The organism is Kiritimatiellia bacterium (genome assembly GCA_025054615.1).
Lineage (GTDB): Bacteria > Verrucomicrobiota > Kiritimatiellia > CAIVKH01 > CAIVKH01 > JANWZO01.
The window spans coordinates 34,860-48,165 of record JANWZO010000008.1; the positions used below are offsets into that span (position 1 = coordinate 34,860).

12 protein-coding genes and 1 riboswitch are annotated in these 13,306 nt (G+C 59.0%); of the genes, 2 read left to right on the forward strand and 10 right to left on the reverse strand.

Annotated features, from left to right (window positions below):
* Positions 1-5: 5 nt before the first annotated feature.
* Positions 6-731 (reverse strand): SDR family oxidoreductase, encoded by a 726-nt coding sequence (locus NZ740_05255; GenBank protein ID MCS6771416.1) that lies wholly within the window; start codon positions 729-731, stop codon positions 6-8.
* Positions 732-771: 40 nt separating this feature from the next.
* Here NZ740_05255 and NZ740_05260 point away from each other — a divergent pair, with 40 nt between their 5' ends.
* A complete protein-coding gene (locus NZ740_05260; GenBank protein MCS6771417.1) occupies positions 772-1,998 on the forward strand; it encodes an anion transporter in 1,227 nt (408 codons plus the stop codon).
* A 9-nt stretch (positions 1,999-2,007) separates the two neighbouring features.
* Here NZ740_05260 and NZ740_05265 read toward each other — a convergent pair whose 3' ends face one another.
* From NZ740_05265 to NZ740_05285, 5 genes are all read right to left on the reverse strand, one after another.
* Positions 2,008-3,996 (reverse strand): DUF1365 family protein, encoded by a 1,989-nt coding sequence (locus NZ740_05265; protein MCS6771418.1) that lies wholly within the window; start codon positions 3,994-3,996, stop codon positions 2,008-2,010.
* Positions 3,993-5,276, reverse strand: coding sequence for an FAD-dependent oxidoreductase (locus tag NZ740_05270; GenBank protein ID MCS6771419.1), 1,284 nt, complete (start codon positions 5,274-5,276; stop codon positions 3,993-3,995). The genes NZ740_05265 and NZ740_05270 overlap by 4 nt, the downstream gene beginning before the upstream one ends.
* Entirely contained in the window at positions 5,273-5,788 is a 516-nt protein-coding gene (locus NZ740_05275) for an NUDIX domain-containing protein (GenBank protein MCS6771420.1), read from the reverse strand. The genes NZ740_05270 and NZ740_05275 overlap by 4 nt, the downstream gene beginning before the upstream one ends.
* Before the next feature lie 144 nt (positions 5,789-5,932).
* On the reverse strand, positions 5,933-7,207 hold the full coding sequence (locus tag NZ740_05280; GenBank protein MCS6771421.1) for a homoserine O-acetyltransferase: 1,275 nt from the start codon (positions 7,205-7,207) through the stop codon (positions 5,933-5,935).
* Positions 7,204-8,493, reverse strand: a complete 1,290-nt coding sequence (locus NZ740_05285; GenBank protein ID MCS6771422.1) for an O-acetylhomoserine aminocarboxypropyltransferase/cysteine synthase — start codon at positions 8,491-8,493, stop codon at positions 7,204-7,206. The genes NZ740_05280 and NZ740_05285 overlap by 4 nt, the downstream gene beginning before the upstream one ends.
* Positions 8,494-8,606: 113 nt before the next feature.
* A riboswitch (SAM riboswitch) is annotated at positions 8,607-8,722 on the reverse strand.
* A 152-nt stretch (positions 8,723-8,874) separates the two neighbouring features.
* Between NZ740_05285 and NZ740_05290 the strand changes: the two genes are divergently transcribed.
* Positions 8,875-9,675, forward strand: coding sequence for a rhomboid family intramembrane serine protease (locus NZ740_05290; protein ID MCS6771423.1), 801 nt, complete (start codon positions 8,875-8,877; stop codon positions 9,673-9,675).
* A 27-nt stretch (positions 9,676-9,702) separates the two neighbouring features.
* On the opposite strand, the gene NZ740_05295 is transcribed toward NZ740_05290, so the two are convergent.
* The 4 genes from NZ740_05295 to NZ740_05310 are packed head-to-tail and all read right to left on the reverse strand — an operon-like array spanning position 9,703 to position 13,245.
* The gene (locus tag NZ740_05295) at positions 9,703-10,392 is read right to left on the reverse strand and encodes a 6-phosphogluconolactonase (GenBank protein MCS6771424.1); all 690 of its coding nucleotides are present in this window, start codon (positions 10,390-10,392) and stop codon (positions 9,703-9,705) included.
* A gap of 38 nt (positions 10,393-10,430) precedes the next feature.
* Complete coding sequence (locus NZ740_05300) at positions 10,431-11,807, reverse strand: NAD(P)(+) transhydrogenase (Re/Si-specific) subunit beta (GenBank protein MCS6771425.1); 1,377 nt, start codon at positions 11,805-11,807, stop codon at positions 10,431-10,433.
* Positions 11,804-12,106: an NAD(P) transhydrogenase subunit alpha gene (locus NZ740_05305; protein ID MCS6771426.1), complete on the reverse strand. Its 303-nt coding sequence runs from the start codon at positions 12,104-12,106 to the stop codon at positions 11,804-11,806. The genes NZ740_05300 and NZ740_05305 overlap by 4 nt, the downstream gene beginning before the upstream one ends.
* Positions 12,103-13,245, reverse strand: a complete 1,143-nt coding sequence (locus tag NZ740_05310; protein MCS6771427.1) for a Re/Si-specific NAD(P)(+) transhydrogenase subunit alpha — start codon at positions 13,243-13,245, stop codon at positions 12,103-12,105. The genes NZ740_05305 and NZ740_05310 overlap by 4 nt, the downstream gene beginning before the upstream one ends.
* Between the last annotated feature and the right edge of the window lie 61 nt (positions 13,246-13,306).

The following is a 13,306-nucleotide window of genomic DNA, read 5'->3' on the forward strand; positions in this document are numbered from 1 at the left end:
GTGGCTCAACGGCCGCGTAGCGAGGCCAGCCCTCCGTCCACACCGAGGACCTGACCGGTAACCCAGCTCTGATTCGGATCCATGAGCCAGGCAATCGCGGAGGCCACATCCCGCGGCGTGCCGATGCGGCCCAGCGGGTGCATGGCGAGGGAAGCCTTCAAAGCCATTTCATTGCCGGTGATTCGGGCGGCGAGTGGCGTGTCCACGAGACCTGGCGCCACCACATTAAATCGAATTTTTCGCGTGGCATAGGTTGCGGCCGCCGACCGCGCGAGACCTTCAACGCCGGCTTTCGCAGCAGCGATTGCCTCATGGTTCGGAAGTCCGACCCTCGCCGCGCATGTGGACACCAACACAACTGAGCCACCCGACGCGCTCATCGCCTTGGCGGACGCGCGCGTAACATAGAACGCACTGCTCAGATTTACCGCCAGGGTCGACTGCCACTCCTCATCGGTTGTCAGGTGGGCCGGTTTCAGGAGGATGCTGCCGACGCATAAGGCAACGGCATCCAATCCACCCATCGACTGATTGGCTGTATCCACGACGCGGTCCACATCGCGCGGATTCGTCACATCGCCGGCCATGACGTTGCATCCCAGCGAGGCGGCCAGTGATTGGAGACGGTCCTCATTCCGCGCCGAACCAAAAATGCGATGGCCTTGGGCAACCAAGAGACGGGCCAACTCATGTCCGATGCCGCCGGTGATTCCAAAGATCAGCGCATTCATCGCAATTTACAAAACAGAGATCACAGCAATACTTCACGGCATGCCTGAATTCCTTACACCGGCAGTGGGCATTTTTCTGCTGACTTACCTGGGCGTTGCGCTGGGCGAGATCCCCGGCCTGGCGATCGACCGGACGGGAATCGCCCTGCTAGGTGGCGTTGCCATGATCGCATTTGGCGTGTTGAACACGGAGGAGGCGGTGGGGGCAGTGGATATGCCGACGATTTTGCTGTTGTTCGGCCTGATGGTCTTGTCCTCCCAGTTCCGCCTTGGTGGTTTCTACACGCATGTCGCGCTGCAATTGACTCGTTTCATGGATCGTCCAGCCCTCTTTTTATGGGGACTGATGGTGGTTTCCGCTTTGCTTTCCGCCGTTCTCGCGAACGACATCGTTTGTCTCGCCTTTACGCCGGTACTTTGTTGGTCTCTTTCCCGGCGCGGTTTGAATCCCCTGCCGTACCTTCTGGGGCTTGCCATCTCGAGCAACATTGGCTCCGCGGCGACGATTATCGGGAATCCGCAAAATATGTTGATCGGCCAGGTGGCAAATCTCTCCTTCCTCCATTTTACGCTGTGGTGCTCGATTCCGAGTGTCTTCGCCCTTGCTGCCGCCTTCGCCATTCTGGTCGGGCTTTTCCGCGGAGCCTGGATGGCTAAAGGGCCCGCGATTCCGAAGGGTGACTGGCCGGATTACGATCGCCGCCAGAGCGCGAAGGGTCTGGTGGTGACCGCCCTGTTGATCGCCTCGTTTTTCACGTCTGTTCCTCGCGAATTATCGGCCTTGGTCGCCGCAGGTGTTCTTCTCTGCAGCCGCCGGATGGCGACCCGTTCCATCATGGGGCTTGTCGACTGGCATCTGATTACATTGTTCATCGGCCTGTTCGTTGTCGTGCGAGGTTTTGAGAACACGGGCTGGCCGGCCTATATCGTCGAGACCCTCCGTGCGCACGGGATCCACCTCGATGCGCCGATGGTGCTGGCGGGACTCTCCGCCGTCCTCAGCAATCTGGTCAGTAATGTTCCGGCGGTGATGCTGTTGACCAAATTCATTCCGACATCTCCGCCGGAGCCCTGGTATGTTCTCGCGCTGGCCAGCACGTTCGCTGGGAATCTGATCACGATTGGCAGCATCGCAAACCTGATTGTGATTGAGCAGGCCAAGCAGTCGGGAATCGAAATTTCTTTCGCCGATCATGCGCGGGCTGGGATCCCCGTCACATTGGCCTCGTTTGCGATCCTCTACGCATGGATCGCACTGGCGGCATAGGCCGCATTTTCAGCGATAGGCGAGTCGAAGCGAAGGATTGCAGGCGCGAGTGAGCACAATCTGCAGGTCATCGAGGGCGCGGGTCGCAAATGCTGCTTCGCAGTAGCCGAGATAATACCGCCACTTGCGTAGGAACGCGTCGTCAAATCCAAGCGCCTGGATTTCATCCCGATGGGCCTCGAAATTTTCAGCCCAGCGGCGGAGGGTGGGTGCGTAGTGCGGGCCGATGTTTTCGACCGATTCAATGTGAAGGGAGGAATGCCTCGCCATGGCGTTCAGCAGGGCGCTCAATGCGGGAAGATGGCCTCCCGGAAAAATTCGTTGCTGAATCCAGTCCGTGCTGCGGCAGTAATCGCGATATCGCTGGTCCGGAATCGTGATGACCTGTAAAGCAATGACGCCATTCGGTTGAAGGGCCCGATCCAGGGTTTCGAAGAAGGCGCCGAAATATTCACGACCGACTGCCTCGAGCATTTCAATCGAAACGATGCGGTCGAATCGGCCTTCGATCCTCCGGTAATCGCATAATCGAAATTCGATGCGGTCGTCGAGACCCGCCGCTCGTGCGCGGTTGCGGGCCTCCTCGAGCTGGCGTTCTGAGATGGTTATGGATGTGACCCTGCAGCCAGTCAACCTGACAGCTTCAATGGCGAATCCCCCCCATCCCGATCCAATTTCGAGCACATGGTGATTCGGTCCGATCCTCGCGGCCTGGATCAATTTTCGAATTTTGGCCCGCTGCGCTTCCTCCAGCGATTGATCCGGCCGTTCGAAATACGCGGCCGAATACATCATCGTGGGGTCCAGCCAGAGCTTGAAAAAATCGTTGCTCAGGTCGTAATGCGCGGAAATGTTTTTGCGGCTGCCGATGAGCGAGTTTTTCCGGAGTACATGGCGCAGTCGGTTAAGCCAGGTTGCAAGACGCGCCGTGCGAAGATTTCCGTGTTGAAGTTGTTCGCGATTTTCGATGAATAAACCGATGACAGAAGCAATATCCTCCGTATTCCACTCCCCAAGCACGTAGGAGTCGCCAAGCCCGATTTCCCCCTCGAGCACGACCCGCGAAAAAAAGGAGGGCTGGTTGATCAGCATGTCGGCGTTGAACCCCGGTCGGGCGCCGCCAAAGACTCGCAAGGAACCATCCGGGAAACGGACGGACAATTTGCCCGCCTCGAGTCGTTCGAATAGACCTGTAACGATCCGCGCGCAGGCCCGTTCAAATGCTGTCGCCGGCGCGGTGCGAATGGTGAGCGGGCTGGAGGGCGCCGGTTTGGTGAAGACCGGGAGTCGCTTCCGCACATAAAGATGAGCGGCTTGCGTCATAATTCGAGGCATTGTCATGGCAGCGACAATCGGGTGCCGCGCCAAGGTACCGATCAAATGATTCGTATCTAGCGGGAAAGCCTTACCAGCAATTTGCGATCGAAACACGACACGCCCGTCTCGAACAAGATCCACGCGGATATCGATGATCGGTTCGGGCGGCGAAAATTGAAATTCGTATTCCCCGCGCATGTCGTGGAAAGGCGACACGTGGAAACACTTTTTCGCGCGGAACCGAGTGCCTCCATTTCGATACTCTGGCTTATCGAGCAGATAAAGATGGCGCTCTTGGAACGTGTTGTTGACCTCCGCGATGGCGCAGCGCAGAAGGCCGTCGGGACCCAAGCAATAGTAAAAGCTGACCGGATTGAAGACGTAGCCGAAGTAGCGCGCGCACGTGACGAGAAACACCCGGGCGATGTCCCTGCTGCCGGGCACCATCGCCAGGAATTTTTCGAGCTTCTCGCGAATCGTGCCCGCTGCGTGGTCCAGATAGTCTTTGTCGTGAATGGAGACAAGGGCACGGCTGTTATACCCGAAGCCGCGCACTGTGTCCGAAAGCGTGGGAAGCTCGCTCAGATCGAAACCATAAAAGTAGACGGGATAGCTGAAGGAGTGGGGGACCGGCTCGAGCCGCGCATGCAGAACGCGCCCTCTGTAAATGCGGGAATTCACAGATCGATGCCGAATTGGCGCGCCACCGCTACTGCAGAGCGGACGGCGTCCTCGTGGAATCCGTATCCGAAATAACTTCCGCAGAAAAACGTGCGATTCGGACCGTTCAGGGAAGGAAGCTCGGCCTGGCTCCTCAGGGCGTCGAACGAATACAGCGGATGGGTGTATGTCATCTCGCGAATGACAGATTCATCGCGGGGTGGGCGAGGGACATTCAGGGAGACGAAATATTGTCGGCGTGTGGAAAGACCCTGAAGACGGTTCATGTGATAGGTGACCGCCACAGGACGGTCTTCTCCGCTGCCACGGTGGCGACGATAATTCCAGGAGGCCCATGCTCGGCGATTCGGCGGCATTAGAGACTCATCCGTATGAAGTACGGCGCGATTCTCCTGGTAACGCCAGGCCCCGAGAAGCCGGCGTTCTTCGGGGGAAGGATCCGCCAGCATATGAAGGGCTTCATCGGCATGGGTCGCGATGACAGCTACATCGAATTCACGTGACATACCGCCCGGCAGGCACACTCTCACGCCCCGGCCGGGCAGCCGTTCAATTCGCTCGACTCGAGCGCGAATGCTGCAGTCGATTCGGGAACTTCCGAGCAGCTTCTTTACGTAGGTTCGGCTTCCGCCCACCACGGTCTGCCAGCGCGGGCGGTCTTCCAGAGATAGTAACCCGTGATTTTCCCAAAACCGTATCATCATTTCGGCTGGGAATCGCGAAATATCCCGCAGCGAAGACGACCAGATCGCCGAGGCCATCGGGTAGATGTAGGCGTCGCGGGCGAGATCGCTAATGCGCAAATCACGCAAGTAGTCGCTGACAGTCATATTGGCAAGCTTGCCTGCGGCGAGGTCGGCGCGCGCCCGTCGGCAGAAGCGGGCAATTTCCATCAGAAAGCGCCAATGAGCCGGGCGCAGGAGATCCCTTCGATTGGCAAACAGCCCGGAAAGTCCAGTGCCCGCATACTGGAGTCCGCTTCCCTCATCGTAATATCCGAAGGACATATCGCTGTAACGCACGGCGCAATCCAACTGCGAGAGCAGCTTCGTGAACAGGGGATAGGTTTTGTCGTTTAGGACGATGAATCCCGTGTCCACGGGGGTGCCAGCGTCCGGCCCCGAGGGGATTTCAATCGTGTTCGTGTGGCCCCCGACATAATCATTTCGCTCAAAGAGAGAGACGCGGTGGCGTCTCTGCAGCAGATAGGCGGCGACAAGTCCGGCAACGCCGCCGCCGATCACGGCGATGTTTAGTTGAGAGCTCTGGTCGTATTTCATCCGAATTTCCCGCTGCGGCGCAGCCAGTCCCGGAGCATCGGAAATTCGTAGGCGAATTGAAGAGTAGCCAAGCCCGAAACCAAAAGCTCCTCAATTTCCTGCATCGTCCAAAAACGCCCATCCTCCAACTCCGAGGCCTGCAGCCTGAATGGACCCGGATGAACCATCACAAATGTCCGCACCAGTTCCGTTTCTTGCGGAGACTGCCAGAGATAGCTGTAGGCCGGATCGCCAAGCACGGCCCGGACGCCCAATTCCTCCTCCAATTCGCGTTGGGCCCCCTCTCGGGGCGACTCGCCCGGGCGTAGGTGGCCGCCTACGGAAGAATCCCATTTCCCCGGTTCAATATCTTTCGAAGAGGCCCTTTTTTGCAGAAATAGTCGACCCTCTTGGTCGAACACCTGAACATGGACCGCTTGGTGAATCAGCGCAGGATTCCCATGGCACTCGGATCGGAGGGCGCGCCCTACGATGCGGCCCTCGCGATCGACGATATCAAAATACTCATCCACGTTATTTTCTCGATTACGAACAGGCCAGCTTACATCGGATGCAAAGGGCGGGAAAGATGTCACCGTGTGCCATCGTGTAGATCTTCAAAAATCGAGGCGCTTGGCCAAGCTCCAGCTTGGCGGGTTCGCGCGGTTAGGCCCGCTTCACCGAGCGCGCAAGAAATACGCCAGGTGAGGCGTGTAAAGGTTGGGCTCCAGCAGGAAGGAATCGTGCCCCTTATCCGAGTGGACCGTGATATGCTCGTGAGGCACGCGCGCCTTTCGAAGAACGGCGCACTGCTGAGCCTGTTGGGCAGGCTCGAAGCAGGCATCGCCCTCAATGGTAAACACCAGGTGCCGCTGGTTCCGGCAAACGGAGAAAACTTCCTCAAATGATGATTTCCCGGTGTCCTTTAGCAGGTCAAACCGCTGCCAGGCATCGATGATTCGCAGGTAGGTGTTCGCGTCAAATCGCTTTACGAACTTGAGTCCCTGGTTGCGGAGATAGGATTCGACCGGGTGGCTCATCCAATACCATTTATCGCGGTCTTCTTCGGGGCGGACCACTTCGGTCCTCGCCCGATCCGCCATCATTTCGAGCGAAACAAATGTCTTGTGGCTGATCATACGGGCGAGCGCGAGGCCGCGATCCGGCCGTTTTCGCCCGTAGTAATGACCGCCATTAAAGTACTTGTCCTCCTCGATGGCGCAAATCTGCTCGTAATTATAAATCCGCTGCAGAATGGACACCTCGATTCCCGAGCCGATGGTGATCACGATCCGAACCCGGTCCGGGTACCGCACCGCGAAATTGTTTGCACACAAACCGCCCAACGAGGCGCCGACGACCGCATGAAGCTGGGCGATCCCGAGGTGGTCGAGCAGGCGAACCTGGGAATCGACGATGTCGCCGATCATGACCGTTGGGAACGCGCGTCCGTACGGCTTACCCGTGGCCGGATTGCGGCTAGGCGGTCCGGAAGATCCATAACAACCGCCGATGTAATTCGCGCAGACGATGAAATATCGTTCCGTGTCCAGCGCCTTGCCTGGCCCGATGAAATCGTCCCACCAGCCGACATGCATTTCATCCGTCCACAGGCGACCCACCCCCTTGACGCGACGGTTGATGCCCGCGGCATGCTGGCTGCCGCTCAGCGCATGGAACAGCAGAATGGCGTTGCTTTTGGTGGAATTGAGCGACCCGTAGGTTTCGTACGCAAGGGTGACGGGGGCGAGGGTTTCGCCCGTGCGGAATACAAAGGGGTTTTTCCGGTCGGCGAATGTGAAGAAACGGGTGTTCACTTCGCCGAGGTCGGATTTCCGCTTTCCGGGCCGGACCAAATCGGAATCTCCCCGACGGGCCGCGTTCTCGGTGCGCTTGTCGTCCGCTCCGATGAATGCGTCCGTGCGGATTCCGAGCTGCGGATCCTGTGTCATTTTTGAGACGCGGCGAGCGCCTGGTCGAGGTCGGCGAGAATGTCGTCGATGTGCTCGATCCCGATAGAGAGGCGCACGAGCTCCGGCGTAATTCCTGCTCCCCGCTGCTGTTCCTCGTTGAGTTGGGAATGCGTCGTGGTTGCTGGATGGATGGCCAGACTCTTGGCATCGCCCACATTTGCGAGGTGGGAGAACAGCTTCAGGCTGTCGATAAATTTGGCGCCGGCGGCGGCACCGCCCTTGATGCCGAAAACAACCATCGACCCGCCTTTGCCCTTCAGATACTTGAGGTTTTTGGCGTATTCGGGGTCGTCCTTGAGACCGGGGAAACGGACCCACTCCACCAGTTTGTGACCTTTGAGAAATTCGGCAACAGCAAAGGCATTCTGGCAGTGCCGCTCCATCCGCAGCGGCAGCGTTTCGATCCCCTGAAGGAACATCCACGAGTTATCGGGGGAAATGCACGCTCCAAGATTGCGGAGTGGCACGGTTCTCATACGCAGGATAAACGCGAGGGGCGCCAGGGGCGGCGGCAAATCATGTCCCCAGCGCAGGCCGTGGTAAGAGGTGTCCGGCACGTCGTACAATGGGTGCTTGCCGGCGCCCCATGGGAATTTACCCGAATCAACCACGATGCCGCCGATCCCGGTTCCGTGACCGCCGAACCACTTCGTCAGGGAGTGGACTACGATGTCGGCCCCGAACTCGATCGGTCGGGTCAGGTAGGGGGTCGAGAAGGTGGAGTCGACGATCAACGGAATACCGGCGGCATGTGCGATGTTGGCGATCGCCTCAATGTCGGTCACCTCCAAGGCCGGGTTGGAGACGCTTTCGACGAAAACCGCTCGCGTCTTCTCGTCGATGGCCCGCGCGACATTTTCCGGATTTTGCGTGTCGACGAATTTGACCCGGATGCCGAGGGTCGGGAGGATGTCATTGAACTGGGTGTACGTGCCCCCGTACAGGTTGCGCGCGGAGACTATGTTGTCCCCGACCTGCGCCAAATTGATGATTGAGTAGAAAACGGCTGAGGTTCCAGAGGCAATCCCCAGCCCGCCCAGTTCGGGCGCGCCTTCGAGCAGGGCAACCCGTTTTTCGAGAACATCCGTCGTCGGGTTCATCAACCGTGTATAGATGTTCCCCAGCTCCTTGAGCGCGAAAAGATTCGCCGCGTGCTCCGTATTGCGGAACACATATGAGGATGTCCTGTACACGGGCACTGCCCGTGCCAACGTGGTCGGATCAGGCTGCGTCCCGCCGTGCAAGCAAAGTGTCTCAAGCTTCATCCTAAAACTCCCTTTCAAACGCAGAAGTTATAAACATCCGTGGGAAGGGAACCGGGGACGGCCGACCAGCGAGAAGCCAATACACACCAACGCAATGCGCGTCCGCATCGAACAGCCCATCGTCCCCGCTGGTGTGGGGCTGGCTTTGGCACCTTATCCCGCTAGAGGGGTCGGGACAGGTTGCTGGGCGGTCATCGGGCCAGATCCCTCGCGCCACTCTCGATGCGCCGCCCGATCGACGGGACGGCAACGAGTTGATGGGACAGTACTACAGCGGGCGCACACGTCAATCGCAAAAAGGGTCGTTCGGAGACCACAACGTCTCGCAGAAATCTCTAAAGCAATTGGCGAATCGTAACTGGCCGCGTATCGTTGAGTGGCATGTCCTACACCGTGTGGAGACTCCGCTTTGGCTTGCCCCGGGCAACATTTGCCGTGTTGGTTGCCCTCATCGGGGTCTATGTGCTGCAAATAATGTCGTCAGCGTTACTGGGTATTGCGATAGAGCAGGCGCTCGGTTTGAGCGTGGCCGGAATACTGGAAGGGCATATCTGGACCTTTCTTACCTACCAGTTCCTCCATGGAGGCCCTTTTCATCTTCTCCTCAACATTCTCATGTTTGTATTTCTAGGGGCTGAAACGGAAAGGGCGATCGGAACCCGGCACTTTCTCGTCCTTTACTTTCTATCCGGCATACTTGGCGGGGTGGGATGGCTGTATCTCACCTACCCGTATGAAGGGGTATGTGTGGGAGCCTCTGCCGCCATTTTCGGACTGTTGTCCGCCTTCGCAGTCCTCTTCCCGCATCGCGAGGTGAGCCTTCTGATTTTCTTTATCTTCCCGGTTACGCTCAAAGCCTGGGTGCTCGCGATCGCCCTGGGGACTGTTCAGTTGCTGTTTTCGATCTCGCCGAATGTTGGCGGCGTCGCCTATTCCGCTCATCTCGCCGGTGCGGTGGCCGGATTCATTTATACCGCGGTCGTCTTCCGCCCCGATTGGCTGGATGCCCTGAAGGCCGCCTGGCGGACGCGGCGGCGCGAGGCCGAACGACGTGCGGCGGAGCGGGAAGATCGACGCGTCGACGCGCTGCTCGACAAAATCTCGCGGGAGGGAATCCAATCGTTGACGCCGGAGGAGCGGAGATTTCTTGAGGAGGTCAGCCGGCGCAGAACGTCGCGTTGAGACACTCGAGGTTGCGAATCGCTACCGTCAGGTCTTCGCTCCGTCGAAAGGCCAGGCCGCTGCGTCACACCATACCTCGACGCCGCGATGCCCCCTCAACGCCAAGCCGGCCGTCGTGGCATCAGGATCGCGCAGGAGGCGGTCGACCACGGCCCGTTTTTCGGCGCCGCTTACAACAATGACAATCCGCTGAATACGCTGAAAAACAGTCGGCGTTGCGCTGATGCCGTCCAAACCGTCGGGACGGCGGACCGCAACGGCCCATCGGCCTCGGCTCCGCTCCACGTCATCGGGAGTGAACAGAGAAGCCGTGTGGCCATCGGTGCCCAACCCGAGAATGCCCAGGGAAGCGCCAGGCCACGCCGCGAACAATGATTCTAGAGCTTTTGAGTACGACTGTTCGGCTTCCGGCAACGGCCTCTCTCCGGCGACGCGGATCATTTGATGATCGGACAGACCGGCCGCCGCGAAATGTGGCCACGAATTGCCGAAATTACTGCGGGGATCGCCAAGCGGCACGTGCCGGTCGTCAGAAAAAAACACGATCGAATTCGGATGAATCGGAGGGCGCAATTCGGCCAGTAGCCGGTAGGCGGCGAGTGGGGTGGTGCCGCCAGCGATCATCACCGGGCCGGGGCGGGACAGGGCTTCGGCGAGGGCCTTGCAAAGGGCGCCGGCGAGTGATGCAGCTTCGCCATGATTTAGGACGCGTATCATCGCGCCGCAGCGGGGTGGCTGGCGAAATTCCATGAATCTCAAGCGCTTTTGAATTCTGCGGCGATGGCAGCAACACTCGCCTTCGCGTCGCCGAACAGCATGCGGGCGTTATCTCGAAAGAAGAGTGGGTTGTCGATGCCCGCAAATCCGGAGGCGAGGCTCCGTTTAAGGATGATGACCGTCTTGGCGCGGTCGACCTCGATGATCGGCATACCGTAGATAGGGCTGGCCCTGTCTTCGCGAGCCGCTGGATTGACCACGTCGTTTGCACCGATCACCATCGCGACATCGACGGTTTCCATAATCGGGTTGACATCCTGAGGCTCGACGAGCTGTTCGTAGGGTACATTCGCCTCCGCAAGCAGCACATTCATGTGGCCGGGCATCCGGCCCGCGACAGGGTGGATCGCGTATTTCACATCGCATCCATTTGCCGCCAGCAGCTCGCCGAGTTCACGGACGGCGTGTTGCGCCTGCGCGACGGCCATTCCATACCCGGGAACGATCACGACCGACCGCGCCGCCTCAAGCAGCAGATAGGCATCCTCTGGAGTGATTGGTTTGGCTTCGCCTTTGTAGCCCTCGGTACGGCGGCCTGCCGCCGAGCCAAACCCGCTGAAGAGGACGTTGGCAAGGGACCGGTTCATGGCCTTGCACATGATGTTGGTTAGGATGATTCCGCTCGCTCCCACCAGACACCCGGCGACGATCAATACATTATTGAGAATCACGAAACCCGCAGCGCACGCCGCCAGCCCCGAATAACTATTGAGCAGCGAGATGACCACCGGCATGTCGGCCCCGCCAATCGGGATTACAGCGAGGATCCCCAAAATCAGTGACAGCGCAACCATTGCGACAAAAACGCTGTAGACCCGCTGAGGGTCCTCCACACACACGAGAACGGCGCATGCCGCAGCCGCCAGCAGCAACAGCGCGTTTGCGATCTGCTGGCCCTTGAACAGAATCGGTTTGCCGCTGATTTTTTCGGCCAGCTTGGCATAGGCCACCATGCTGCCTGAGAACGTCACCCCGCCGATTAGGACCGCGAGCGACGTGGCAATCAGGGTGAAAAGGCCGCTTTCCGGATGGCGATGGTATTCGGACCAGCCGACAAGCAGGCTGGCCAGACCGCCAAAGCCATTGAAAAGGGCGACCATCTCCGGCATCGCCGTCATTTTCACGCGCTGCGCCGCTATTGCGCCGATCGCGGATCCCAACACGCCGCCGATCAGAATCCAGTGGTAGGTTTGAATCTGGCGGTCCAGCAGCGTCACCAAAACGGCAATCAGCATCCCCAGGGCGGAAATCCAATTTCCCCGGCGCGCCGTCTCCGGCCGACTCAGCATTTTCAGGCCGAAGATGAACAGGATGCAGGCGAAGATGTAGCCGAGGTTCTGAATCAGATCGTTCATTGCGGCGACCCCGGGCCCTCCTTTTTCTTAAACATAGCGAGCATCCGATTGGTCACCAGATATCCGCCTACCACGTTGATAGCCGCCAGCGCCATAGCAAGAGTTCCGAGCGCCGTCGTTTCCCAGTGCCCGTCATCGACCCCCGCCGCGATGATCGCCGCAACAATCGTGATGCCGGAAATCGCGTTGGAGCCGGACATCAGCGGCGTGTGAAGTTGGGAAGGGACTTTCGAAATCAGTTCAAAGCCGAGAAAGATCGAAAGGACGAACACAAACAGTAATAGAATCATTTCCGTCATGCCTTCTTCTCCACAATCGGTTGGATGGCCGGGTGCACGACCGCCCCATTGTGCGTGACGAGGCAGCCCTTGATGATGTCATCCTCCGAATTCAGCACAAAGGACTTCGTTTCCCGATTCCAGAAGTGTTCAATGAAATTCGCGAGGTTGCTCGAGAACATCTGGCTGGCATGCGCCGGAACCCGACCCGGCATGTTGCCGTATCCCAGAACCCGCACACCGTGGATGATCACTTCCTCGTCGAGCCGAGAGCCCTCCACATTTCCGCCCGTTTCCACGGCGAGGTCCACAATCACGCTGCCGGGCTTCATGCCGCGGATCATTTCATCCGTGATAATCAGCGGCGCGCGCTTGCCGAAAACCTGCGCCGTAGTGATGACGACATCGGCGTTCGCGCAGCTCCTCGCCATCGCCTCGCGCTGCTTACGCAACTGTTCCTCCGTCAGCGCCTTCGCGTATCCGTCCTTCGTCTGCCCTGTTTCGCCGAGGTCGATTTTGAGAAATTTCGCGCCGAGCGATTTGACCTGTTCTTCCACGACCGGCCGCGTGTCAAACGCCTCCACGACCGCGCCGAGCCTTTTGGCCGTCGCGATGGCCTGCAGACCCGCCACGCCCGCGCCCACGACGAAAACGCGCGCCGGCGCGATGGTTCCGGCTGGCGTCGACATCATTGGAAAGATTTTGTCCAGCCGATTCGCCGCCATCAGTACGGCGACGTATCCGGCGAGATTGGCCTGTGAGCTCAACACGTCCATTTTCTGCGCAATGGTTGTTCGCGGAATCAGTTCCAAGCTGAATGCCGTCACCCCTGCATCGGCCAGCGCGCGGATGAGCTCCGGCGTCTGAAACGGATCGAGAAGACTGACGTGCAGGCATCCGGCCCGCAGTAGCCGGATATCCTCGAGCGGCGGCTTCCGCAACCGAAGGACCAGGTCCGCCGATTTCAGAGCGGTCATGCGGTCGGATTCGACCGTGGCCCCCGCTCGTTCGTAAGCCTCATCCGGGATACCGATGGATTCTCCGATTCCGCATTCGACAGAAACGGAGGCGCCCAACCTGACAAGTTTTTCCGCCGAAGGGGGGATCAGCGGGACCCGCCGTTCGCCTTGCGCGCGTTCGCGCAACACAACAATCTTCATAACAGGCGAAGAGAAAAGCAGTCCCTTGCACCCGCATCAAGCTTTTGATCAGAGCTGCGCA